Source organism: Streptomyces sp. NPDC001852 (genome assembly GCF_042891825.1).
Classification (GTDB): domain Bacteria; phylum Actinomycetota; class Actinomycetes; order Streptomycetales; family Streptomycetaceae; genus Streptomyces.
This window is the reverse complement of the sequence record NZ_JBIATN010000001.1, coordinates 185,854-207,382: the sequence shown is the minus strand read 5'-3', so window position 1 is coordinate 207,382 and position 21,529 is coordinate 185,854. Positions and strand designations below refer to the sequence as shown.

General features: G+C 72.4%; 23 protein-coding genes. 8 read left to right on the top strand and 15 right to left on the bottom strand.

Annotated elements, in window-relative coordinates; translation table 11 throughout:
* The first annotated feature begins 3 nt into the window (after positions 1-3).
* On the top strand, positions 4-783 hold the full coding sequence (locus tag ACFYZB_RS00840) for a hypothetical protein (protein WP_388752662.1): 780 nt from the start codon (positions 4-6) through the stop codon (positions 781-783).
* On the opposite strand, the gene ACFYZB_RS00835 is transcribed toward ACFYZB_RS00840, so the two are convergent.
* The 6 genes from ACFYZB_RS00835 to ACFYZB_RS00810 all read right to left on the bottom strand — a co-directional run bounded on the left by ACFYZB_RS00835 (position 729) and on the right by ACFYZB_RS00810 (position 7,486).
* The gene (locus tag ACFYZB_RS00835) at positions 729-2,570 is read right to left on the bottom strand and encodes a protein kinase (protein ID WP_388752659.1); all 1,842 of its coding nucleotides are present in this window, start codon (positions 2,568-2,570) and stop codon (positions 729-731) included. The two genes, ACFYZB_RS00840 and ACFYZB_RS00835, sit on opposite strands and share 55 nt — an antisense overlap.
* 113 nt (positions 2,571-2,683) lie before the next feature.
* Positions 2,684-3,988, bottom strand: a complete 1,305-nt coding sequence (locus ACFYZB_RS00830; protein ID WP_388752656.1) for a DUF6986 family protein — start codon at positions 3,986-3,988, stop codon at positions 2,684-2,686.
* Between the two features lie 181 nt (positions 3,989-4,169).
* Positions 4,170-5,132, bottom strand: a complete 963-nt coding sequence (locus ACFYZB_RS00825; RefSeq protein ID WP_351205390.1) for an electron transfer flavoprotein subunit alpha/FixB family protein — start codon at positions 5,130-5,132, stop codon at positions 4,170-4,172.
* Between the two features lie 219 nt (positions 5,133-5,351).
* Positions 5,352-6,137 (bottom strand): electron transfer flavoprotein subunit beta/FixA family protein, encoded by a 786-nt coding sequence (locus tag ACFYZB_RS00820; RefSeq protein WP_351205388.1) that lies wholly within the window; start codon positions 6,135-6,137, stop codon positions 5,352-5,354.
* A 217-nt stretch (positions 6,138-6,354) separates the two neighbouring features.
* Positions 6,355-6,864, bottom strand: a complete 510-nt coding sequence (locus ACFYZB_RS00815) for a flavin reductase family protein (protein WP_351205386.1) — start codon at positions 6,862-6,864, stop codon at positions 6,355-6,357.
* A gap of 208 nt (positions 6,865-7,072) precedes the next feature.
* Positions 7,073-7,486 carry a TlpA family protein disulfide reductase gene (locus ACFYZB_RS00810; protein WP_388753465.1) on the bottom strand — a complete coding sequence of 138 codons (414 nt, stop codon included), beginning with the start codon at positions 7,484-7,486 and terminating at the stop codon, positions 7,073-7,075.
* 75 nt (positions 7,487-7,561) lie between these two features.
* Between ACFYZB_RS00810 and ACFYZB_RS00805 the strand changes: the two genes are divergently transcribed.
* Together ACFYZB_RS00805 and ACFYZB_RS00800 are read left to right on the top strand one after the other, a co-directional pair.
* Positions 7,562-7,978, top strand: a complete 417-nt coding sequence (locus ACFYZB_RS00805) for a DUF4395 domain-containing protein (protein WP_388752651.1) — start codon at positions 7,562-7,564, stop codon at positions 7,976-7,978.
* A 186-nt stretch (positions 7,979-8,164) separates the two neighbouring features.
* Positions 8,165-8,893 (top strand): lysophospholipid acyltransferase family protein, encoded by a 729-nt coding sequence (locus ACFYZB_RS00800; protein WP_388752648.1) that lies wholly within the window; start codon positions 8,165-8,167, stop codon positions 8,891-8,893.
* A 407-nt stretch (positions 8,894-9,300) separates the two neighbouring features.
* Here the strand turns inward: ACFYZB_RS00800 and ACFYZB_RS00795 are convergent, their stop codons facing one another.
* The 4 genes from ACFYZB_RS00795 to ACFYZB_RS00780 all read right to left on the bottom strand — a co-directional run bounded on the left by ACFYZB_RS00795 (position 9,301) and on the right by ACFYZB_RS00780 (position 13,228).
* Complete coding sequence (locus ACFYZB_RS00795; protein ID WP_388752645.1) at positions 9,301-9,894, bottom strand: transglutaminase domain-containing protein; 594 nt, start codon at positions 9,892-9,894, stop codon at positions 9,301-9,303.
* Positions 9,895-9,972: 78 nt separating this feature from the next.
* The gene (locus ACFYZB_RS00790; protein WP_388752642.1) at positions 9,973-11,043 is read right to left on the bottom strand and encodes a threonine aldolase family protein; all 1,071 of its coding nucleotides are present in this window, start codon (positions 11,041-11,043) and stop codon (positions 9,973-9,975) included.
* Positions 11,040-11,789 (bottom strand): SDR family NAD(P)-dependent oxidoreductase, encoded by a 750-nt coding sequence (locus tag ACFYZB_RS00785; protein WP_388752639.1) that lies wholly within the window; start codon positions 11,787-11,789, stop codon positions 11,040-11,042. The genes ACFYZB_RS00790 and ACFYZB_RS00785 overlap by 4 nt, the downstream gene beginning before the upstream one ends.
* A gap of 41 nt (positions 11,790-11,830) precedes the next feature.
* A complete protein-coding gene (locus ACFYZB_RS00780) occupies positions 11,831-13,228 on the bottom strand; it encodes a DUF6421 family protein (protein WP_388752637.1) in 1,398 nt (465 codons plus the stop codon).
* Between the two features lie 391 nt (positions 13,229-13,619).
* On the opposite strand from ACFYZB_RS00780, the gene ACFYZB_RS00775 reads away from it, so the two are divergent.
* The gene (locus tag ACFYZB_RS00775; RefSeq protein ID WP_388752635.1) at positions 13,620-14,303 is read left to right on the top strand and encodes a glycerophosphodiester phosphodiesterase; all 684 of its coding nucleotides are present in this window, start codon (positions 13,620-13,622) and stop codon (positions 14,301-14,303) included.
* Positions 14,304-14,306: 3 nt separating this feature from the next.
* Here ACFYZB_RS00775 and ACFYZB_RS00770 read toward each other — a convergent pair whose 3' ends face one another.
* Positions 14,307-14,846, bottom strand: a complete 540-nt coding sequence (locus ACFYZB_RS00770; RefSeq protein ID WP_388752632.1) for a GNAT family N-acetyltransferase — start codon at positions 14,844-14,846, stop codon at positions 14,307-14,309.
* Between the two features lie 70 nt (positions 14,847-14,916).
* Here ACFYZB_RS00770 and ACFYZB_RS00765 point away from each other — a divergent pair, with 70 nt between their 5' ends.
* On the top strand, positions 14,917-15,309 hold the full coding sequence (locus ACFYZB_RS00765; protein ID WP_388752629.1) for a VOC family protein: 393 nt from the start codon (positions 14,917-14,919) through the stop codon (positions 15,307-15,309).
* On the opposite strand, the gene ACFYZB_RS00760 is transcribed toward ACFYZB_RS00765, so the two are convergent.
* Positions 15,306-16,145 (bottom strand): class I SAM-dependent methyltransferase, encoded by an 840-nt coding sequence (locus tag ACFYZB_RS00760; protein ID WP_388752626.1) that lies wholly within the window; start codon positions 16,143-16,145, stop codon positions 15,306-15,308. The genes ACFYZB_RS00765 and ACFYZB_RS00760 overlap by 4 nt on opposite strands.
* Before the next feature lie 142 nt (positions 16,146-16,287).
* Between ACFYZB_RS00760 and ACFYZB_RS00755 the strand changes: the two genes are divergently transcribed.
* Positions 16,288-17,052, top strand: coding sequence for a VOC family protein (locus ACFYZB_RS00755; protein ID WP_388752624.1), 765 nt, complete (start codon positions 16,288-16,290; stop codon positions 17,050-17,052).
* 98 nt (positions 17,053-17,150) lie between these two features.
* Here the strand turns inward: ACFYZB_RS00755 and ACFYZB_RS00750 are convergent, their stop codons facing one another.
* Positions 17,151-17,822 carry a MarR family winged helix-turn-helix transcriptional regulator gene (locus tag ACFYZB_RS00750; RefSeq protein WP_388752621.1) on the bottom strand — a complete coding sequence of 224 codons (672 nt, stop codon included), beginning with the start codon at positions 17,820-17,822 and terminating at the stop codon, positions 17,151-17,153.
* Positions 17,819-19,504 carry an FUSC family protein gene (locus ACFYZB_RS00745; RefSeq protein WP_388752618.1) on the bottom strand — a complete coding sequence of 562 codons (1,686 nt, stop codon included), beginning with the start codon at positions 19,502-19,504 and terminating at the stop codon, positions 17,819-17,821. The genes ACFYZB_RS00750 and ACFYZB_RS00745 overlap by 4 nt, the downstream gene beginning before the upstream one ends.
* 176 nt (positions 19,505-19,680) lie before the next feature.
* Here ACFYZB_RS00745 and ACFYZB_RS00740 point away from each other — a divergent pair, with 176 nt between their 5' ends.
* Both ACFYZB_RS00740 and ACFYZB_RS00735 read left to right on the top strand, forming a co-directional pair.
* On the top strand, positions 19,681-20,238 hold the full coding sequence (locus tag ACFYZB_RS00740) for a DUF5134 domain-containing protein (protein ID WP_388752615.1): 558 nt from the start codon (positions 19,681-19,683) through the stop codon (positions 20,236-20,238).
* 87 nt (positions 20,239-20,325) lie between these two features.
* Entirely contained in the window at positions 20,326-21,261 is a 936-nt protein-coding gene (locus tag ACFYZB_RS00735; RefSeq protein ID WP_388752612.1) for a M56 family metallopeptidase, read from the top strand.
* A gap of 127 nt (positions 21,262-21,388) precedes the next feature.
* Here ACFYZB_RS00735 and ACFYZB_RS00730 read toward each other — a convergent pair whose 3' ends face one another.
* Entirely contained in the window at positions 21,389-21,511 is a 123-nt protein-coding gene (locus tag ACFYZB_RS00730) for a hypothetical protein (protein ID WP_388752609.1), read from the bottom strand.
* Positions 21,512-21,529 lie beyond the last annotated feature (18 nt).

The window sequence follows — 21,529 nt, the reverse complement described above, 5'->3', positions numbered from 1 at the left end:
CCCGTGACCGGCCGCACCCTGGCGGAGCTCGGTCTCGCCGACACTCCCCGCGACCATCCGCTGACCTATCCCGGCGCCTGGCCCGACGACTCCGGGCTGCTGCACGGCGACCGGATGTTCCCGCTGGAGCGCCTGGTGTACGACGACCGGGTGCCGGTGCTCGCCGTCGGGTCCAACGCCTGCCCAGGTCAACTGCGCTACAAGATGGACGAGTTCGGGATCGACTCCCCCGTGCCGATGGTGCGGTCGCGGGTGTCCGGGCTCGACGTGGGCGTCTCGGCACACGTCAGCATCCTGGGGTATGTCTCCGCGTCTCCGGTCAAGTCCCCCCAGGCGTTACGGGAGTTGTTCGTCATCTGGCTGGACCGGCGCCAGCTGGAGGTGATCGACGCCAGCGAGCCGCACTTCCGGCGGGCCTGGCTGCCCGCGCCCGAGGTGCGGATCGAGTTGCCGGACGGCTCCGGGCTCACCGGGGCGTTCGCCTATGTCAACCGGCACGGCGTACTGCTGGACGGCACCGGTGCGCCACGCCGCCATCCCGGCGACCAGCGCGCCCTGATCGGCGAACTCCTCGTGGGATCGGCTCGGTTGCGCGAGCTGTTCGGGGTCACGCCGGAGGAGTTCTGCGCGCGGGCGCGCCGCGACCCCGGGCTGTGTGTGCGAGGCACCCTGCTGTTCGCCGAGCAGAAGTGGGTGACGAAGTCGGGCTTCGAACCGTACGCCGACGGTCAGCAGGCCGGCAGCCCGGGCACCGGTTCGTCGTTGTTGCCGCCCTTGAGGTAGACGTCGCTGACGTAGACGCCGGTGTTGCCGCTGTCGTCGTCGGTCTTCGCCCACCACACGTTCGTCCACCGGCCGTAGGTCTCCCGGCGGCCGAGATGCGCCTGGCAGTAGAAGTAGTCGGTGCCCGCGTTCAGGGTCCCGGCCTGCGTGCCGGCGGCCGTGTAGGACGTGGCGGTCCGCCAGACCTGGCAGTCGTACTTGCCGCCGCCGACGGACCGACAGGCAGTCGCCGGACCGGAGCCGGGGCTCGAACCACCGGTCGGACCAGGGCTGTCGGAGGGCTTGCCGGGCGCGGCGGCGGAGGCACGCGAGGACGGCTCGGTGTGGCCCGCGCCGCTCGCCGTCGCGCTGGGTTCGGCGCTCTTCCCGCCGTCCCCACGCGACTTCCTCGGCTGTGCGGACCGCTCGGTGCCGGCCGGTTTCGTGGTCACGTCCCCGGAGCGGGACGCGGCCGACGCCGAGTCGGTCCTCGGCGCTCCCCGGTCGCGCACCAGGGCGGCGGTGACCCCGGCCGTGGCGAGGACGACGGCGACGGCACCGGCGGCGAGCAGCGCGCGGCCCCTGCGGCGGGGCGAGCCCGTCGCCGTAGTCATGGGACCGGTGGCAGCACCGGGCGGGTGAGCGGGTGTCGGTCCGGTGGGAGCGCCAGGACCCTGGGCGAAGGAGGGAGCCGGCCTCGGGTGCGCCCCGGCCGGAGAACCAGGCCCATGTACGTCTCCCTGCCCGACTGGAGAAGCCGGGCCGAAGTCGGCCGCCTGCTCGGCCGGACCGGTCGGGCCCGGCCGTACAGGACCGCCCGTCCCCGGCTGCACCGGGCCGAAGTGCGGCGGTGGGGACGGCGCGCCGGGCCCCGGCGGGGTGGGGTGCACCGGCGGCGCCGGGCGCAGGGTGGTCGTCTGCACGTCCGGGAGCCGCGCCCGAGCCGCCTCGCGCAGCGCCTCGCGGGCCTCCTCGGCGTCCGGTCGGGCGTCCGGGCGTTTGTCCATCAGGCGCCGCAGCACCGGCGCCAGCGGCCCCGCCCGGTGCGGCTCCGGCAGCGGCTCGGAGACGATCGCGGTGAGCGTCGAGTAGGTGGACGTACGGCGGAACGGCGAGGCACCTTCGACGGCCGCGTAGAGGGTGGCGCCCACGGCCCACACGTCGGCGGGTGCGCCCGGCTCGGCGCCCTGGGCGCGCTCGGGGGCCAGGTAGTCCAGGCTGCCGACGAGTTCGCCGCTGCGGGTGAGGCGGGTGGCCGAGCCGTCGCCGGGGTCGTCCATGGTGGCGATGCCGAAGTCGGTCAGGACGACGCGGCCGGAGCGGTCCAGGAGGATGTTGCCGGGTTTGACGTCGCGGTGCAGGACGCCGGCGCGATGGGCGGCGGCCAGCGCGTCGAGGACCTCGGCACCGACGCGCGCGGCCTCGTACGGGTCCAGGGTGCCGCGCTCGCGCAGCACGTCGTCGAGGGAGGGCCCGTCGATCAGCTCCATGACGATCAGTGGGCGCCCGTCGACCTCGGCGACGTCGTGCACGGCGACGACGCCCTGGTGACGGACCCGGGCGGCGGCCCGGGCCTCGCGCTGCATGCGCAGCCGCTGCTCGGACAGTTCCGGTCCGGCCGCGTCCGTGTACGTCCGCAGCTCCTTGACGGCGACCTCGCGGCCGAGGACCTCGTCCACCGCCCGCCAGACCACGCCCATGCCGCCGCGCCCGAGCCGCGCGGTGACGCGGTAGCGCCCGGCCAGGAGCCGGCCGGTCCCGTCGTCCGTGTGCCCGTACTCCTCCGGTCCCTGCTCCCCCGAAGACACCGCCGCCCCGTTCCTGTCGTCGTCTGTCGCGTGCGCCCGGTCGATGCGTGACGTCCAGCGTACGGGGCGGCGGCGTGGGCCCACTGCCTGGGCCGCGGGCTGTGACCGGTCCGCTACTTCTGCTGCGCGGAGGCCGTCAGGTCGCCGCGCCGGGGGGCGGCGAAGCCCTCCAGGTCGGCTCGGGTCAGGCCGGCGAGGCGGGCGACCTCGGCGATGTCGAGGGCACCGCAGTCCAGGCCGCGCAGCAGATAGCCGCTGAGGGCCTTGGCGGTGGCGGGCTCGTCCATGACGTCGCCACCGGCCCGGTTGGCGTAGCGGGCGAGGCGGCCGGCGGCCTGCTCGAAGCCTTCGCGGTAGAAGGCGAAGACGGCGGCGTAGCGGGTCGGGATGTGGCCGGGGTGCATGTCCCAGCCCTGGTAGTAGGCGCGGGCCAGGGCGCGGCGGGTGAGACCGTAGTGCAGGCGCCAGGCGTCGTGGACCTTCTCGGTGGGGCCGACGGGCAGGACGTTGGTCGAGCCGTCGGAGACGCGCACCCCGGTGCCGGCCGCCGCGACCTGCATGACCGCCTTGGCATGGTCGGCGGCCGGGTGGTCGCTGGCCTGATAGGCGGCCGAGACGCCGAGGCAGGCGCTGTAGTCGAAGGTGCCGTAGTGCAGCCCGGTGGCACGGCCCTCGGCGGCCTGGATCATCCGGGCGACGGTGGCGGTGCCGTCGGTGGCGAGGATGGACTGGCTGGTCTCGATCTGGATCTCGAAGCCGAGCCGGCCGGCGTCCAGGCCGTGCACCTTCTCGAAGGCCTCCAGGAGCCGGACGAAGGCGGTGACCTGCTCGGGGTACGTCACCTTCGGCAGGGTGAGCACCAGCCCCTCGGGCAGGCCACCGTTCTCCATCAGGCCGGTGAGGAAGACGTCGAGGGTGCGGATGCCCCGGTCGCGTACCGCGGCCTCCATGCACTTCATGCGGATGCCCATGTACGGCGCCGCCGTGCCGTCCCGGTACGCCTGGGCGATCAGCCGGGCCGCGCGGGCCGCCGTGGCGTCCTCCTCGGCGTCGGGGCGGGGGCCGTAGCCGTCCTCGAAGTCGACGCGCAGGTCTTCGATCGGCTCGCGTTCCAGCTTGGCGCGGACACGGGAGTGGACCGGCTCGGCGAGTTCGTCGGACAGGCCGAGGACGGCGGCGAAGGAGGCGGCGTCCGGGGCGTGTGCGTCGAGTGCCGCGAGGGCCTGGTCGCCCCAGGAGCGGATGGTGTCGGCGGCGAAGGCGTCACCGGGGACGTAGACGGTGTGGACGGGCTGCCGGGTGCCGGGGTCCCCGGGGTAGCGGCGCTCCAGCTCCGCGTCGACCGGTGCGAGGGAGGCGCTGATCTCCTCGCTCATGGCGCCCGCGAGGCTCGTCGCCACCTTCTCCTGCTGACCCATCCCACACCCTCCAATTTTCCACTGTACGGAATCAACAATCCGTAGAATGAAGTTATCCGGGAGGTTCCCACTGGTCAACACCCGCTCGGACAGTGGAACAGCGGCCGTGGGCACGTCACCAGAATGCACCGAGGCCCCCATGACCGCGCAGGTCACGGGGGCCTCGTGGAGGAGCCGGGGCTCAGCCCTTGCGGGTCTTGATCTCCTCGGTCAGCTGCGGGACGACGTCGAAGAGGTCGCCGACCACACCGAAGTCGACCAGCTCGAAGATCGGGGCCTCGGCGTCCTTGTTGACGGCCACGATCGTCTTGGAGGTCTGCATACCGGCGCGGTGCTGGATCGCGCCGGAGATGCCGTTGGCGATGTACAGCTGCGGGGACACGCTCTTGCCGGTCTGGCCGACCTGGTTGGTGTGCGGGTACCAGCCGGCGTCGACGGCGGCACGCGAGGCACCGACGGCCGCACCGAGGGAGTCGGCCAGCGCCTCGATGATCGAGAAGTTCTCGGCGCCGTTGACCCCACGGCCGCCGGAGACCACGATCGCGGCCTCGGTCAGCTCCGGACGGCCCGTCGACTCACGCGGCGTACGCGCGGTGACCTTCGTGCCGGTCGCCTTCTCGGAGAAGGAGACGGCGAGGGCCTCGACCGCGCCGGCGGCCGGGGCGGCCTCCACGGCGGCCGAGTTCGGCTTGACCGTGATGACCGGCGTGCCCTTGATGACACGGGACTTGGTGGTGAAGGACGCGGCGAACACCGACTGGGTGGCCACCGGGCCCTCGTCGCCGGCCTCCAGGTCGACGGCGTCGGTGATGATGCCGGAGCCGATGCGCAGCGCCAGACGGGCGGCGATCTCCTTGCCCTCGGCGGAGGACGGGACCAGCACGGCGGCCGGGGAGACGGCCTCGTAGGCGGCCTGCAGGGCGTCCACCTTCGGCACGACCAGGTAATCGGCGTACTCGGAGGCGTCGTGGGTGAGGACCTTCACCGCGCCGTGCTCGGCGAGCGTGGCGGCGGTGTCGGCGGCGCCGGCACCGAGGGCGACGGCGACGGGCTCGCCGATGCGGCGGGCCAGGGTCAGCAGCTCGAGGGTGGGCTTGCGGACGGCGCCGTCCACGTGGTCGACGTAGACGAGAACTTCAGCCATTACTACTCCTGGGCGAATACCCCGAACTTCGGTCGGGGGAAGACACGTTGACTGCTACGCTCCGCTCATGCCATTCGGCATCGGGCAGGGCTTGTCCGTCGTGAGGCCGTCTCGGCCGAGCGAGAAGCCCCTTCGGGCGGAGTCACGGGATTGCTCTCCTGCGAAGCAGCAATCCACCGGGGCGCGGGTCGTGTTGCAACCGGCCCGCGCCACCGACCCCTAGATGAACTTCTGGCTCGCCAGGAACTCGGCCAACTGCTTGCCGCCCTCGCCCTCGTCCTTGACGATGGTGCCGGCCGTGCGCGCCGGGCGCTCGTTCGCGGCCTCGACCTTGGTGAACGCACCCTCGAGACCGACCTCTTCGGCCTCGATGTCCAGGTCGGACAGGTCCCAGGACTCCACCGGCTTCTTCTTGGCCGCCATGATGCCCTTGAAGGACGGGTAACGCGCCTCACCCGACTGGTCGGTGACCGACACGATCGCCGGGAGCGAGGCCTGAAGCTGCTCGGAGGCGGCGTCGCCGTCACGGCGGCCCTTGACCACGCCGTCCTCGACGGAGACCTCGGACAGCAGGGTGACCTGCGGGACGCCCAGGCGCTCGGCCACCAGGGCCGGTACGACGCCCATGGTGCCGTCGGTGGAGGCCATGCCGGAGACGACCAGGTCGAAACCGGCCTTCTCGATCGCCTTGGCCAGGACCAGGGAGGTGCCGATGGCGTCGGTGCCGTGCAGGTCGTCGTCCTCGACGTGGATGGCCTTGTCGGCACCCATCGACAGGGCCTTGCGGAGCGCGTCCTTGGCGTCCTCGGGGCCGACCGTCAGAACGGTGACCTCGGCGTCGTCCGCGTCCTCCGCGATCTGGAGGGCCTGCTCGACCGCGTACTCGTCCAGCTCGGAGAGCAGACCGTCCACGTCGTCGCGGTCGACGGTCAGGTCATCGGCGAAGTGCCGGTCGCCAGTGGCGTCGGGCACGTACTTCACAGTGACAACGATCCTCAAGCTCACGCCGGCTCTCCTACTGCATCGTCATTTCCGGGCTGCCTCTTGCAGGCAGCATAGGCGCCTCAAGCGGCCGATCCCGGTCGGGGCGTCCGCGCGCTCCGACCGGAATATTACTCGTCAGTACACCCAGTTCATGCCCGCTAAGCAAGCGCTTTGAACTGTGACCTTCGCAACGCAGCGTAACCGGAACTCGACGGCTTCGCAGGACCGGGAAGCGTGATCAATCCCGCAGACCGTTGAAGCGGCCCTGGTGGTAGAGGAGAGGGCGGCCGGCACCCGTGGGGTCGCCCAGGACGACCTCGGCCAGCACGATGCGGTGATCACCGGCGGGAACCCGGCCGACGATCCGGCAGACCAGCCAGGCCGGCACATCGTCGAGCACCGGTACGCCTTCCGGGCCTTCACGCCAGGCGGTCGGCGCGCCGAAGCGGTCGGCGCCACTGCGGGCGAAGGTCGCAGCCAGATCGCGCTGGTGCTCACCGAGTATGTGGACGCCTATGTGCTCCGTCTCGGCGATCGCGGGCCAGCTGGAGGCACCCGTGCCGATGGCGAAGGAGACCAGCGGGGGCTCGGCGGAGACCGAGGTGAGGGAGGTGGCGGTGAAGCCCACCGGCCCGGAGGCGCCGCGCGCGGTGATCACGGCCACGCCGGCGGCGTGCCGGCGGAAGGTGGAGCGCAACAGGTCGGGCGAGGCGAGCTGAACGGTGCCGAGGTCGGGCGAGGCCGTCATGGAGTTGTCCTTCTGCTGGAGGTCACGAGCCGGGGCGTCGGTGCTCAACAGCCCGGACAGATGGCGCTCGCGGTGTGGGCGAGGTCGACGTGGACCCGCCCGTGGAGAAGGAGTTCGGTCGGCATACGGTCAGGCTGACGATAGTTGGTGCGCCCAGTCAAGCACGGTCCGGGATGCGGAAGGCACCGCACCCTCACCTGAGGCCCCCTCACACGGCCTCGCCCAGTGCCGCGATGACGTCCGCCTTGCGGGGCTGTCCCGTGGCACGGCGTACGACCCGTCCGTCGGCGTCGAGCACCAGCACGGTGGGCGTCTTGAGGATGTCCAGTTCGCGTACGAGGTCCAGACGGGCCTCGGCGTCGATCTCCATGTGGGCCACCCCGGGGACCATTCCGGCGACCTCGGCGAGGACCCGCCGGGTGGCCCGGCAGGGCGCGCAGAAGGCGCTCGAGAACTGGACCAGCGTGGCCCGCTCACCGAGCTCGCCGCCCAACTCCACGGCTCCCAGCCGCTTGCCCTCGTCCCGCCCGCGCACCCGCACTCTCCCGCTCCGCCGCTTGTGCAGTACTCCGAAGGCGCTCGCCACGACGAGCACCGCCACGCACACCACCACTCCGGTCATCACCTGCACAAGCATTCATCAGACTGCAAAGATTCCCGCCTCCCCCCGGAGTTTCCGTTGCGGAATGCTGGGTTCATGGACATCGACGTGAGGGGGCCGCGCTTCGGTGCGGCCGTGACGACGGCCGTGCTGGCCCTGGCACTGATCCTGCGGAGCCCCTGGGTGCTGGGCTGGCAGACGCTGGCGTTCGCGGTGGGCGCGGCCGCCGGTGTGCAGCGCTCGCCGTACGGCTGGGCGTTCCGCACGGCCGTACGGCCGCGGCTCGGGCCGCCGAGGGAGTTCGAGGCGCCGGAGCCGCCGCGGTTCGCGCAGGCCGTGGGGCTGGTGTTCGCGGGGCTCGGGCTCGTCGGGTTCACCGTGGGACCGCAGTGGCTGGGACTGGCCGCGACCGGGGCCGCGCTCGCCGCGGCGTTCCTGAACGCGGCGTTCGGCTACTGCCTGGGGTGCGAGATGTTCCTGCTTCTGAAGAGGGCCACCGTACGGGTGGAGTAAAGGGGAATCAAAGATCCGAGGTGGGATGTAGGCCGACGTGACGAGGATCTCGCCGCCGCGGGGCACCAGGACTGGCTACCCGTCCGTTCTTGGGGCACGATCTGCGAGACGCCGTAAACCTACGGCTGCGTAACTTCCCGCCGGGAGCCCCTTTCCCGAGCAGAGCAGAAAGGGTCCGCCCCGCCCATGGCAGAGCTGGTCTACCGTCCCGTCATCGGTTTCGCCAAGACGTTGTTCAAGGTCTGGGATCTGAAGATCGACTGCCAGGGGTCGGAGAACATCCCGCGCTCGGGCGGCGCCGTGCTGGTGAGCAATCACATCAGCTATCTGGACTTCGTCTTCAACGGCCTGGCGGCCCTGCCGCAGAAGCGTCTGGTGCGCTTCATGGCGAAGGAGTCCGTCTTCCGCCACCGGATCTCCGGTCCGCTGATGCGCGGCATGAAGCACATCCCGGTGGACCGCAAGCAGGGCGAGGCGGCCTACGCGCACGCGCTGGACTCGCTGCGCTCCGGTGAGGTCGTCGGGGTCTTCCCGGAGGCCACCATCTCGCAGTCGTTCACGCTGAAGAGCTTCAAGTCCGGTGCGGCCCGGCTCGCCCAGGACGCGGGCGTCCCGCTGGTCCCGATGGCCGTGTGGGGCACCCAGCGGCTGTGGACGAAGGGCCAGCCGCGCAACTTCAAGCGCAGCCACCTGCCCGTCACCATCCGCGTCGGCGAGATGGTCGAGGCACCCCGCGACCAGTACGCGGGCGCCATAACGCGCCGGCTGCGCGAGGCCGTCCAGGAACTGCTGGACGCCGCCCAGCGCGCCTACCCGGGCCGCCCCAAGGGCCCCGAGGACTCCTGGTGGCTGCCCGCCCATCTGGGAGGTACGGCACCTACGGTGGAGCAGCTGCGGGCGGCCGAAGCGCGGTAGCCTGCGGCGCTTCGGCCGGACGGGCCAGGGGCGCCTGAGCGGTCTGTTCGGGTGCCGGACGGCAGGAGCGTGGCGACGGAGTCGTAGCGGGACAGGTCGTGCCGGGGTCGAGGGCGTGGGGCGCCGCCGCCGGGTCCTCCGCCGACTTGCGGGTGGCGGCGGGCAGTTCCTTGCACGGGTCGTCCCACGCGCCGAGCGCGAGCGGCACCGCGACGGCACCCGCGACGAGCGCCGGCGCCACGGCCGAGGCGAGCACGCTGTGCTTCCGCAGCCGGGCGAACCGGCCGCCGGACCCGAGGCCACCTGCTCGCCCGGAGAACCGCCGGCACCTGCCTTCCGCGGACCGGCGGATGCGTCTTCCTCAGCGAGTGCGACCGAGACCGTTCTGGCGGGGGTGCCCCCTGCCCTCAGAGTGCGTCGGGCAGCGTCTTCCACAACTGCGGCCGGTCCGGGGCCGCCTTCAGTGCGCCGAGGACGACCGGATGCGGTTCGGCGTACAGCACCGGATGGTCCAGCTCACCGGCCGCGGGGTCGGGGATCCAGGCCAGCCGCTCGCCGTCCAGGGAGAACCGGGCGTCCACACCCGGCTTGTTGCCGCGCGGGTCCTGCCGGTGCCAGGCGCCGTGGAAGCGGACGGCGACCAGTCCGTGCACGCAGTGCCCGCTGCCCTCGTCGTGCGTCAGCCGCTGGTAGCACAGGGCCGTCGGGATGTCCTCGGCGCGCAGCAGGGCGGCCAGGGCGTGGGCCTTGGCGTAGCAGATGCCGGTGCCGAGAGCGAGCACGTCGGAGGCGCGCCAGGTGACGCGCAGGTCGCCGGAGTCCTGGGAGTGCGGGATGGTGTCCCGCACGAATTCAAAGGCGGCACGCGCATAGGCATACGAGTCGGCAGCCCCGGAGGCCAGCCTTCCGGCCGTCTCCCGGACCACGGGGTGGTGATGGTCGATGACCTCGTCCGCGGCCAAGTACGCGGACAGATCGGCGGTGTTCTGGATCAGCTCCATGCCCGCAGAGCATAGGAAAGCGATCACCCGACAGTCAATGACTTTTCGGGTGACCGCATACCTATGCATCCTTGGGGTCTAGCGCGCCATCTCCTCCTTGAGCGCCGCCACGAAGGTGTCGACGTCCTCCTCGGTGGTGTCGAAGGAGCACATCCAGCGCACCACCCCGGCGGCCTCGTCCCAGAAGTAGAAGCGGAACCGCTTCTGCAGGCGCTCGGACACGTCGTGCGGGAGCCGCGCGAAGACGCCGTTGGCCTGCACCGGGTAGAGGATCTCCACACCGTGCACCGCGCGCACGCCCTCGGCGAGCCGTTGGGCCATCTCGTTGGCGTGCCGGGCGTTGCGCAGCCACAGGTCCTTCGCCAGCAGCGCCTCCAGCTGCACCGAGACGAAGCGCATCTTCGAGGCCAGCTGCATCGACATCTTCCGCAGGTGCTTCATCTTCCGCACCGCGTCCTGGTTGAGGACCACGACCGCCTCGCCGAAGACGGCGCCGTTCTTGGTCCCGCCCAGCGAGAGGATGTCGACGCCGACCGCGTTGGTGAACGTCCGCAGCGGCACGTTCAGCGAGGCGGCCGCGTTGGCTATCCGGGAGCCGTCCAGGTGCACCCTCATGCCGTGCGCATGGGCGTGCTCGCAGATGGCGCGGATCTCGTCCGGCGTGTAGAGGGTGCCCAGCTCGGTGCTCTGGGTGATCGAGACGACCTGCGGCATGGCACGGTGCTCGTCCTCCCAGCCGTACGCCTGCCGGTCGATCAGCTCGGGCGTGAGCTTGCCGTCCGGCGTGGGTACGGTGAGCAGCTTCAGTCCGCCCATGCGCTCGGGCGCACCGCCCTCGTCCACGTTGATGTGGGCGCTCTCGGCGCAGATCACCGCGCCCCAGCGGTCGGTGACCGCCTGGAGCGCGACCACGTTCGCGCCGGTGCCATTGAAGACCGGGAAGGCCTCCGCGGTGGCCCCGAAGTGGCTGCGGATGATCCGCTGGAGGTTCTCGGTGTACGCGTCCTCGCCGTACGCCACCTGGTGGCCGCCGTTGGCAAGGGCCAGGGCGGCCAGCACCTCGGGGTGGGCCCCGGCGTAGTTGTCACTGGCGAAACCGCGGACCTCGGGGTCGTGATGGCGACGCGCGTCGGTCTTCGGAGGGTTCACGGCTTCTCGGTCAGCCACAGACGGTTTCCGTTCACTTCCGCGGCGGACTTGCCCCAGACGCCCTCGATCTCCTCGGCGAGGTCCTTGACGTCCGTGAAGCCCGCGAACTTCGCGTTGGGGCGTTCGGCGCGCATCGCGTCGTGCACCAGCGCCTTCACCACCAGGATGGCAGCAGCCGAACGCGGGCCGGTCTCGCCCCCCGCCTTGCGGAAGCCGTCGGCCATGGCCAGCGTCCACGCCTCCGCGGCGGCCTTGGCCGCGGAGTACGCCGCGTTGCCCGCGGTGGGATTCGACGCGCCGGCGGCGCTGATCAGCAGATAGCGGCCGCGGTCGCTGCGCTGCAGGGCGTCGTAGAAGGCCAGGGAGGTGTGCTGGACGGTACGGATCAGCAGCTTCTCCAGCAGCTCCCAGTCCGCGAGGCTGGTCTCGGCGAAGGTCGCGCTGCCGCGCCAGCCGCCGACGAGATGGACCAGACCGTCGACCCGGCCGTGCTCCTTCTCGATGCGGTCGGCCCAGGCCCGGGTGTCGTCCAGGTCGAGCAGGTCGACCGTCTCCCCGGTGACCGTGGCACCGCCGCGCGCATAGCGGGCCGCGTCCACGGCCTCCGCCAGGCGCTCGGGGTTGTTGTCGGCTCCGACGACGACCGCGCCGGCCTCGGCGAGCCGGACCAGCGTCGCGTGCCCGGCCGGTCCGCCCGCGCCGGCCACCGCGATCACCGCACCGCTGAGAGACCCGTTGTTCCCCACGTTCTTCCCCTCTGAGGCAGTGTTCTGGATGAGGTGGTCGCTCACGCGGCGACCGGCTCGGCGCTGTCCGCCGTGATGCCCTTGGTGGAGGCGATCACATTCTTCAGTTTCTTGGACAGGGCCTCGTAGAACATGCTGAGCGGAAACTCGTCCGGAAGCACGTCGTCCACGAGCTTGCGCGGCGGCTGGGTCAGGTCCAGGGCGTCCGGGCCCTTGGCCCACGTGGAGCCGGGGTGCGGAGCGAGGTAGGTGGAGACCAGCTCGTAGCCGGCGAACCAGTGCACCAGCTTCGGGCGGTCGATGCCGTCCTTGTAGAGCTTCTCGATCTCGGCGCACAGCTCGTTGGTGACCTGCGGGGCGCGCTCCCAGTCGATGGAGAGCTTGTTGTCGGTCCAGCGGACGACGTCGTGCTTGTGCAGGTAGGCGAAGAGCAGCTGGCCGCCGAGGCCGTCGTAGTTGCGGTTGCGGTCGCCGGTGACCGGGAAGCGGAACATCCGGTCGAAGAGCACCGCGTACTGCACGTCACGGGCCTGCGGGACGCCGTCCGCCTGGAGCTTCACGGCCTCCTTGAAGGCGGTGAGGTCGCAGCGCAGCTCCTCCAGGCCGTACATCCAGAACGGCTGGCGCTGCTTGATCATGAACGGGTCGAACGGCAGGTCGCCGTGGCTGTGGGTGCGGTCGTGGACCATGTCCCAGAGCACGAAGGCCTCTTCGCAGCGCTTCTGGTCGTGGACCATCGCGGCGATGTCCTCGGGCAGCTGGAGGCCGAGGATGTCGACGGCGGCCTCGGTGACCCGGCGGAAGCGGGCGGCCTCGCGGTCGCAGAAGATGCCACCCCAGGAGAAACGTTCCGGCGCCTCGCGGACGGCGATGGTCTCCGGGAAGAGGACGGCCGAGTTCGTGTCGTAGCCGGAGGTGAAGTCCTCGAACGTGATGCCGCAGAACAGCGGGTTGTCGTAGCGCGTGCGCTCCAGCTCGGCCAGCCAGTCCGGCCAGACCATGCGCAGCACGACCGCCTCCAGGTTGCGGTCCAGGTTGCCGTTCTGGGTGTACATCGGGAAGACGACCAGGTGCTGCAGGCCGTCCGCACGGTTCGCGGCGGGCTGGAAGGCCAGCAGGGAGTCCAGGAAGTCCGGCACCTGGAAACCGCCCTCGGCCCAGCGACGGAGGTCCTTCACGAGGGCCTGGTGGTAGGCCTCGTCGTGCGGGAGCAGCGGGGACAGCTCTTCGACCGCGTCGACGACACGCCGTACGGCGGCCTCGACGTCCACCCCGGCCGGGGCGCCCTCGGCCTCGAAGTCGATCGATCCGTCCTTCGACTGCCATGGCCGGATCTGCTCCACGGCATCCTTGAGCACGGGCCAGGCCGGGTGCTCAACCACCCTGGTCGACGAAGGAATACGTCCCTCCGCACCCGCCTGCACAAGAATTTCCGTCATGTCCCATCCTCCACGGGAGAAGCTCACGTAGGGACACCGTATGCATACCCCGTTTCAGCCAGCAAGAGGCAGCCCGGGAAATTTTTCTGCCTACCCCCTTGGTCACCGACATTTTTCCTGCCGTAAACCGTGACGGCGCTCACTTCCGTCGCGGACAGCCTCGCCTTCGCACGGTGTGCCGCCGAGCGGTCAAGGGTGCGGGGACGCGCCCACGCGAGGGTGACGACAGGGGCGGATACCGGCCAGCTGACGGCCGCCACGCACCCGTATGCCTCGTGCACGTGCGGGTTCATCACGGGGCCCGGCCGTTAGGCTGCGACTGCCCGCGCGGACGACGGAGTCCGCCCGTTCCGCGCGCGCCGAGCCGCCGTCGACGGAACGGAGTCGAACCTTGAACTTCCTTACCATCGGTCACCGCGGGCTCATGGGGGTCGAGCCCGAGAACACCCTTCGTTCCTTCGTCGCCGCGCAGGACGCCGGCCTCGATCTGATCGAACTCGATCTGCACCTGAGCAAGGACGGCGCCCTCGTCGTCATGCACGACGAGGAGGTCGACCGCACGACCGACGGCACCGGGCCGATCGCCGACAAGACCCTGGCCGAGCTGCGCGCCCTGGACGCGGGACGCGGGGAGCGGGTGCCGGTGTTCGAGGAGGTGCTGGAGGCGGTGCGCACGCCGCTGCAGGCCGAGATCAAGGACGTGGCGGCGGCCCGGGCCCTGGCGGCCGTGATGCACGAGCGCGACCTGGTCGGGCGCGTCGAGGTGTCCTCGTTCCACGACGACGCGGTCGCCGAGATCACCCGGCTGGTGCCGGGTGTGCGCACGGCCCTGATCGCCAGTCGCTACGGCACGGACGTGGTGGAACGCGCGGTCGCCGTGGGCGCGGCGACCGTCTGTCTCAACATCCGCCGGCTGACCCTGGAGGTCGTCGAGCACGCGCGCGGGTCCGGACTGCGGATCATCGGCTGGGTCGTCAACACCCAGGATCACCTGCGGCTGGTCCGCGCGCTGGAGCTGGACGGCGCGACGACCGACTTCCCCCAGATCAAGCGCACGGGGCGCTTCACGGCCTGACGGTCACCCGAGCTTCTTGACCAGCAGCTCGAACTGCAGGTCGTCGCGCTGCGGGATGCCGAAGCGCTCGTCGCCGTACGGGAAGGGCGACATCTTTCCCGTACGGCGGTAGCCGCGGCGCTCGTACCAGGCGATCAGGTCGTCCCGTACGGAGATCACCGTCATGTGCATCTCGGTGACGCCCCAGGTCTCGCGGACCCGGCGCTCGGCCTCCGCCATGACCGTCTTGCCGAGGCCCGCGCCCTGCAGCGTGGGGCTGACCGCGAACATCCCGAAGTAGGCGTGGTCGCCGCGGTGTTCCAGCTGGCAGCAGGCGACGATCCGGCCGTCCTGCTCCACCGCCAGCAGCCGGCTGTCGGGCGACTTGATCACCTCCAGCACGCCCTCCGGGTCCGTCCGCCGCCCCTGGAGGATGTCCGCCTCGGTGGTCCACCCGGCCCGGCTGGAGTCCCCGCGGTAGGCCGACTCGATCAGCGCGACCAGCACGTCGACGTCGGCGTCGGTGGCGTCGCGGAAGGTGGGGCCGGCAGCGGGGGTCTCCATGAAACGGTCTCCGATCTCGGGCGTGGCTCAGCCAGGGTCGAGGGTAACCCTGCCAGTAGGCTCCGCCTGCATGGTGCACGTACTCAGCAGCCGGACCCTGCTCACCCCCACCGACCCCGAGCGCTCCCGGACCTTCTACGGCGAGCAGCTGGGGCTGTCCGTCTACCGCGAGTTCGGTACGGGCCCCGAGCGCGGCACGGTCTACTTCCTCGGCGGCGGCTTCCTGGAGGTCTCCGGGAGGTCCGAGGCGCCGCCCTCGTCCACCGTCCGGCTCTGGTTGCAGGTCGACGACGTGACGGCCGCGCACGAGGAACTGAAGGCCAGGGGCGTCGACGTCGTCCGGCCGCCGGTGAAGGAGCCGTGGGGCCTGGTCGAGATGTGGGTCGCCGACCCCGACGGCATCCGCATCGCGCTGGTGGAGGTCCCGGAGGACCATCCGATGCGCTACCGGCCGGGCATCTAGCGTCCGGATCCGTCCGCGGGGCGGGTGCCGGCGGTGAGCAGGTGGCCGCTGACGCCGAGCAGTGAGGGCACGGACTCCGTCCGCCGCAGCGCCGCCAGTACCAGCGCCCGTTGCTGCGGGTCCGCCAGCCAGGTGACGATGTCGCCCATCAGCCAGGCCGCGCCTTCGAGGCCGTACTGCCCCCGCGGCGTCAGACCGGCGTCCGTGAACTCGGCGGGGACGTCCTCCGGCGCGTGGAAGTAGGCCGTGGTGAACAGCGCCTTGGGCCCCCGGCCCGGACGCAGCCGTCCGTCCCCGGCGGCCGCCTCGATGTGCGGGCGCCGGTCGGCGTCGAAGTACACGCCCTTGGCGAGCGTGTCGTGCAGCCCCGCGAACCGGTTGATCGTGGCGGCGACCACGAGGCCTCCGGGCCGCAGCACCCGGCGCGCCTCGGCCAGGGCCCGTACCCGGTCCGGGCGCTCGGGCAGGTGGTAGAGCGGGCCGAGGAGCAGCACGACGTCCACGGACGCGTCCGGCACGTCGAGGGCGCGGGCGTCCCCGATCCGTGCCCGCACGCCGGGCAGCCGGGCCGCCCGCTCGACGTGCCGGGGAACCGGGTCGAGGAGTTCCACCGCGTGGCCGTCGGCGGCGAGCCACTCCGCGTGGACGCCGCTGCCGCCGCCCACGTCCAGGATCCGCGCCGGAGCGGGCGGCAGGAGCCTGCGCAGGACGTCCTGGGTACGCCAGAACTCCAGCCGTCCGGTGCCGGTGCGCAGCCGGGCGTCCTCCTGGTCGCGTCCGTAGTACTCGGCGATCTCCTCGGCCAGCGCGGGCGCAGTGGTGTCCTCGGTGTCCATGGCCGGAACCCTCGCGCAGCCCGCTCCGGGCGGGCAAGCGAATTCCCCGCCCGGCCGCGGGGACCGTCCCGGATGGCCGGGGCGGAAAGCCGGGGTTAGCGTGCCGGGAGAGCCTCCTGCTGCCTGGCCGGAAGGAACCCTCATGAAGTTCGACAGGCCGGTGACCGGCGGACCGTGCTGGACCGAGCTCGGGACCAGCGATCTGGAGGGCGCCAAGCGGTTCTACACTGAGCTGTTCGGCTGGCGGCCCGAGACCGACCCGCGGCAGGAGGCGGGCGGGTACACGGTGGCGCACCTGGGGGACGCGGCGGTCGCCGCGCTCACCCCGCTGTACCAGGAGTCCCAGCCGGTGGCGTGGAACGTCTCCTTCGCGGTGACCGACGCGGACGCGGCGGCACGGCGCGTCGAGGAGGCCGGCGGGACGGTGGTCCTCGGCCCGATGGACGTGTTCGACGTGGGCCGGTTCACGGTGGCCCTCGACCCGACCGGCGCGGTGTTCCAGCTGTGGCAGGCGCGGTCCTTCCCCGGCGCCGGACTGTTCAACGCGCCCGGCTCCCTCGGGTGGGTGGAACTGGCGACCCGGCACACCGAGCGGGCCCGGGACTTCTACACCACGGTGTTCGGCTGGAGCGTCAGCGCCTCGCAGTGGTACACGCAGTGGGGCATCGACGGCGAGGACTTCGGCGGCATGGCCGACATGGGCGAGCGGTTCCCGCCCGAGGTGCCGCCGCACTGGATGCCGTACTTCGCGGCGGACGACGTGGACGCGGCGGCCGAGGTCGCGCAGCGGGCGGGCGGAGCCGTCGTCCTGGCCCCCGTGTCGGTTCCCGACGGCCCGCGCATCGCGGTGCTGCGGGATCCGCAGGGCGCGGCGTTCGGAGTGCACCTGGCCGGCGAGGAGGGCTGAGGCGCTGCGCAGGCCTTCGCATGCGCTTCAACTCCTGGCGTCCTGTGGGTGCACGCACGTGACAACTTCACGGCACGACGTCCTCCGACGCCCCTTCCCTACGCCCGCAGCGCCCCCATCCGGCCCTCCAGCCGAGCGAGCAACTCGGCGAGCAGACCGGCGAGTTCGCCCTGCCCATCGGGAGCCAGCACACTCAGTACGGCTGTTTCGTAGGCGAGTTGCTCGGGGAGGATGGCGTCGACCAGGTCGCGGCCCGCGTCGGTGAGGCGGAGGTGGGCGACGCGGCGGTCACGGGTGTCGCCGCGTCGCTCGACCAGTCCGCGTTCGGTGAGCTGCTTGAGCCGCTTCGTCACCGCGGCCCCGGAGGAGAAGGTCTCCCGGGCCAGCTCCCCGGGGGTCAGCTCGTGGCCGGTACGGCGCAGCGCGCCCAGCAGGTCGAACTCCGGACGGCTGAGCCCGGCCCGGCGCAGCGGCGCGTCCTCGGCCTGCTGGAGCAGCGCGGCACACCGGTTGATCCGGCCGATGACCTCCATGGGCCCGGTGTCCAGCTCGGGGTGAACGGCCCGCCACTGCCGGACGACGGCGGCGACGGTGTCATGGTGGGCGGCGCCCGCCCCACCGGTGGCGGCCGTGTCGTCGCTGCTCCCCGGGCGTGCGCCGACGGGACGACGGCCGCCCGCCGGCTCCGCGTCGGCGGGCCGGTGGCCGCCCCTCCGGGCCGCTTCGGCCGTGTCGTCCGCCGGCGTGTGTCCGCCGTTCGTCGCCGTCATGGCCGTATGTCCTCCGTCCTGCCCGGGTCCTGGACCGGATCCTGGTGCTGGTGCCGGCTGTGCGGTACGAACCCCTGGCGCCGCACCGTCGCCGCGAGCGTACGGTGTCCGGACTGCTCGGCGAGCACGACCCGCTCCTCGGGCAGGCCACGTTGCCACCACTCGCCGGACGCGGCGTCGGCCGTGGCGCGCAGGTCGGCGAGGGCGGCGGCGAGGCCGCGGCGGGCCGACTCCAGGGCGCGGGGTGCCGGGTGCGGCTCGGCCAGCAGCCGGGCGGCGTTCTCGCGGGCGCGTTCCGCCGTCGTCAGCGCGTGTTCGAGGCCGTCCACCGCGCGCCGGTTGGTGACGGCGACGGCCGCGACGAAGCCGACCAGCGCGCCGACCAGGGTGTCCGCGACCCGTTCGGTGATCAGCTCGGCCGGGTTCTGGGCGCGGGCGAACTCGGTGATGAGCAGCGCCATCGGGGTGACGCAGACGGTGCCGAGCCAGTAGTTGCGCGCGATCAGCGCCTCGGCGCCGAAGTTGAGGGCGAGACAGCTCAGCACCAGCGCGACGGGGTGGAGATGAGCGAGCGGGGCGACGACGGCGAACACGAGGACGCCGACGACGTTGCCCACGACCCGCTGGACACCGCGGCTCCAGGTGAGGGTGACATTGGCCTGGTAGAGGGAGGCGGCGGTGACCAGCGCCCAGTAGGGACGGCCCACCCCGAGCGCGAGGGACACCCACCCGGCGAGGGCGCAGCCGATCGCGGTGCGCGCGGCGATCGGGGCGAGGGGGACGAGGCGCTGGCGCAACGGCCGTGGCGGGAGGGCGAGTTCGGCGTCGAGTCCGAGGAGTTCGTCGGCGGACTCGCGCGGGGACTCCACGCGCGGGATCCGCCCGGTGCCGCGCAGCTCACGGGCCCAGGCACGCAGGCGGGCGGGGTCGGTGTCGGCGGGGGCGGCGAGGGCGACCTCAGCGCGGACGACAAGCCGTTCGAGGGCTCGGCGGGTGCGGTCGGGGCGGGTGCCGGCGGCGAGGAGTGACTGCCAGGCGGCGCGGATCGCCGCGGCGCTCGCGGCACGGGCCCGGGCGTGTCCGTCGGCGGTGCCGCGTGTGTCGGCGTAGGCGGCGGCCGTGTTCAGGGCCTGGGCGGTGGCGCGGCGCTCGGGGCCGTGCGGGCGGAGCAGCCCGGGCGCCATGCCCACCAGCCAGGCCCAGACGCCGGCCGCCAGGGCCAGCCCGACGTGTCCGGGCACCTGGCCGAGGGTCTGCGGCGCGAACAGCGAGGCGGAGCTGATGAAGGTCAGGACCACATGGGCGGGCGGTCCGAGCCGGGTCGCGTCGCACGCGGTCCTCTGCACGGCCGCCATGACGGCGCCCACGGTGACGAGGACGACGGCATTGCCGGTGAGCGACGCGGCGAGCAGGGAGACCGCGAGGCCACCGACCATGCCGAGCACCACCCAGGCCAGGACGCGGGCACGGACGGCGTAGGGCCGGTTGTGGCCGTAGAGCGCGCACAACGAACCGGCCATCGTGTACATCGCGAGGTCGAGGCGGCCGAGCGCCAGCAGGATCAGGTTGGGCGGCGCGACCGCGGCGACCACGCTGAGCGCGGGCTTGAACCAGATGTCGGAGGGCCGCCCGAGGCGGAGCACCCCGGCGAGGGGAAGTCGGTGGCGGGTCGCACTGCTCATGCAACCAATTTAGCATGTGTTTTACTCGTAAAATTACTGGCAGGGGCCCGACGACGGCGCCGCTCACCTGGGCGTGCTCCGCCGAATGCTCCCCGTGTACACCCTTGCGCTCGCGTGCGCTCCGCATGGCGTGGGCATCGCATCCCTCGACCGACCGTCGAACGGGGGAGGTGCGCGTGCACGGACCGGTACCGGCGGCGTGGCTGCTGGTCGCCCTGTGCGCGGCGACCGGGGTCTACTGCCTGCTGCGGATGCGCAGCCGGGTCGAGGAGCAGCGCCGGGCCGCGGGCGGCGAGGCGCTGATGGGCTTCGGGATGGCCGTGATGGCCGTACCGGCCGCGGTGTTCGCGCCGCCGAGTTGGGCGTGGCCGGTGTACGCGGCCGTGTTCGGCGCGGCGGCTCTGCGCGCCCTGTGGGCCGCGCGCGCCGCCCCGCACCACCTGCACCACCTGGTGGGCACCTCGGCGATGGCCTACATGGCGGTGGCCATGGCCGCGGCCCCACCCGGCGCCCATCACGTGCACGGCGGGTCGGGGGTGCCCCTGCTGACCGGTCTGCTGCTGCTCTACTTCACGGGTTACGTCCTGCTCGCCGGCGCCCGTCTGGTGCCGGCCGCCGTCGCGGTGGCCGGGGCGGGCGGCGGCCCGGTCGGCTGGGGCGACCGGCCGGAGCTGGCGCGGGCCTGCCGGCTGTCGATGGGGATCGGCATGGTGGCCATGCTGCTGACGATGTGAGCGGCGTCCGTGCGGGTGCGTTGCCTGCGTCACTTCGCCGGCTCGGGCCGTACCCGGGAGCGCTCTCGCGCTCATAGGGTGATGACCATGATGGTCCCCGTGGCCCTGCTGCTGCTCGGCGCCCTGACCGCCGTCGTCGCCCCGCGGCTGCTCGCCCGGGCCGACTGGCCGGATCGCGAACCGGTCGTCGCCCTCTGGGTGTGGCAGTGCGTCGTGGCGGCCGTCCTGCTGTGCTGCGCGCTGTCGATGACGCTCAGCGCGTCGGCGGCCTGGCAGCAAGTGCGCGGGCAGCTGTTCGCCCGGGCTCCGCGCGCGGTCGTGGACGCCTACGCCCTCGGTACGGCCGGTCCGTGGGCGGCGGCCACCGCCGTCCTGCTCGCCTCCGGTGGCCTGTGGAGCCTGGCGATGCTGGTGCGCGAGGTCGTACGGGCCCGGGCCCGGCGGCGCACGCGGCGCACCGAACTCCTCGTGCGCGCCCCGCTGTTGCCGGGCGAGGATCCGGCGAGCGGCCCGCTGGTGGTGCTGGAGGGCGAGCGTCCCGACGCCTGGTGGCTGCCCGGTGCCGCACCCCGCCTGGTCATCTCGACGGCCGCGCTGCGCCGCCTGAAAGGCCGTCAGCTGGACGCGCTGCTCGCGCACGAGCGGGGCCACGCCCGGGCCCGGCACGACTGGCTGCTGCACTGCTCGGCGGCGCTGGCGGGCGGGTTCCCGCAGGTGCCGGTGTTCGCCGCGTTCCGCGACGAGATGCACCGCCTGGTCGAACTGGCCGCCGACGACATGGCCTCCCGGCGCTTCGGACGGCTGACGACCGCGCTGGCGCTGGTGCAACTCAACGAGGAGCGGGGCGTGTTCGGGCCTTGTCCCACCCCGCAGGCCCGTGTGCCGCAGCGGGTGCACCGGTTGCTCACTCCCCCGGACCGGCTCCCCGCGCTGCGCCGGCTGCGTCTGACGGCGGTGGCGGCGCTGGTACCGGTGATCCCGGTGCTGGTGGCCGTGGTTCCGGGCTTGCGGGCACTGGGGTGACGGCCGTCGACGATCGACCGGCAGCGGACGTCCGTCGGCTTTCGGCACCGAGCGCCGCACGGCCGGCACCTCGGCGTGTGCTGCGCGCCGCTGACGGCCCTCGCCGTGGTCCGCCGGCACCCGCTGCTCACGTGTGCGCGGCCGCCGTCGTGCGGCCGGTGTGGCGACACTCCGTCTCGTGGACGCCGAAGCGGTGCAGCAGCCACGGCAGCAGGACGCACCCGCCACCGAACTCCCGGCCGTACGCCACCGGGCGCGGCCCTGGGCC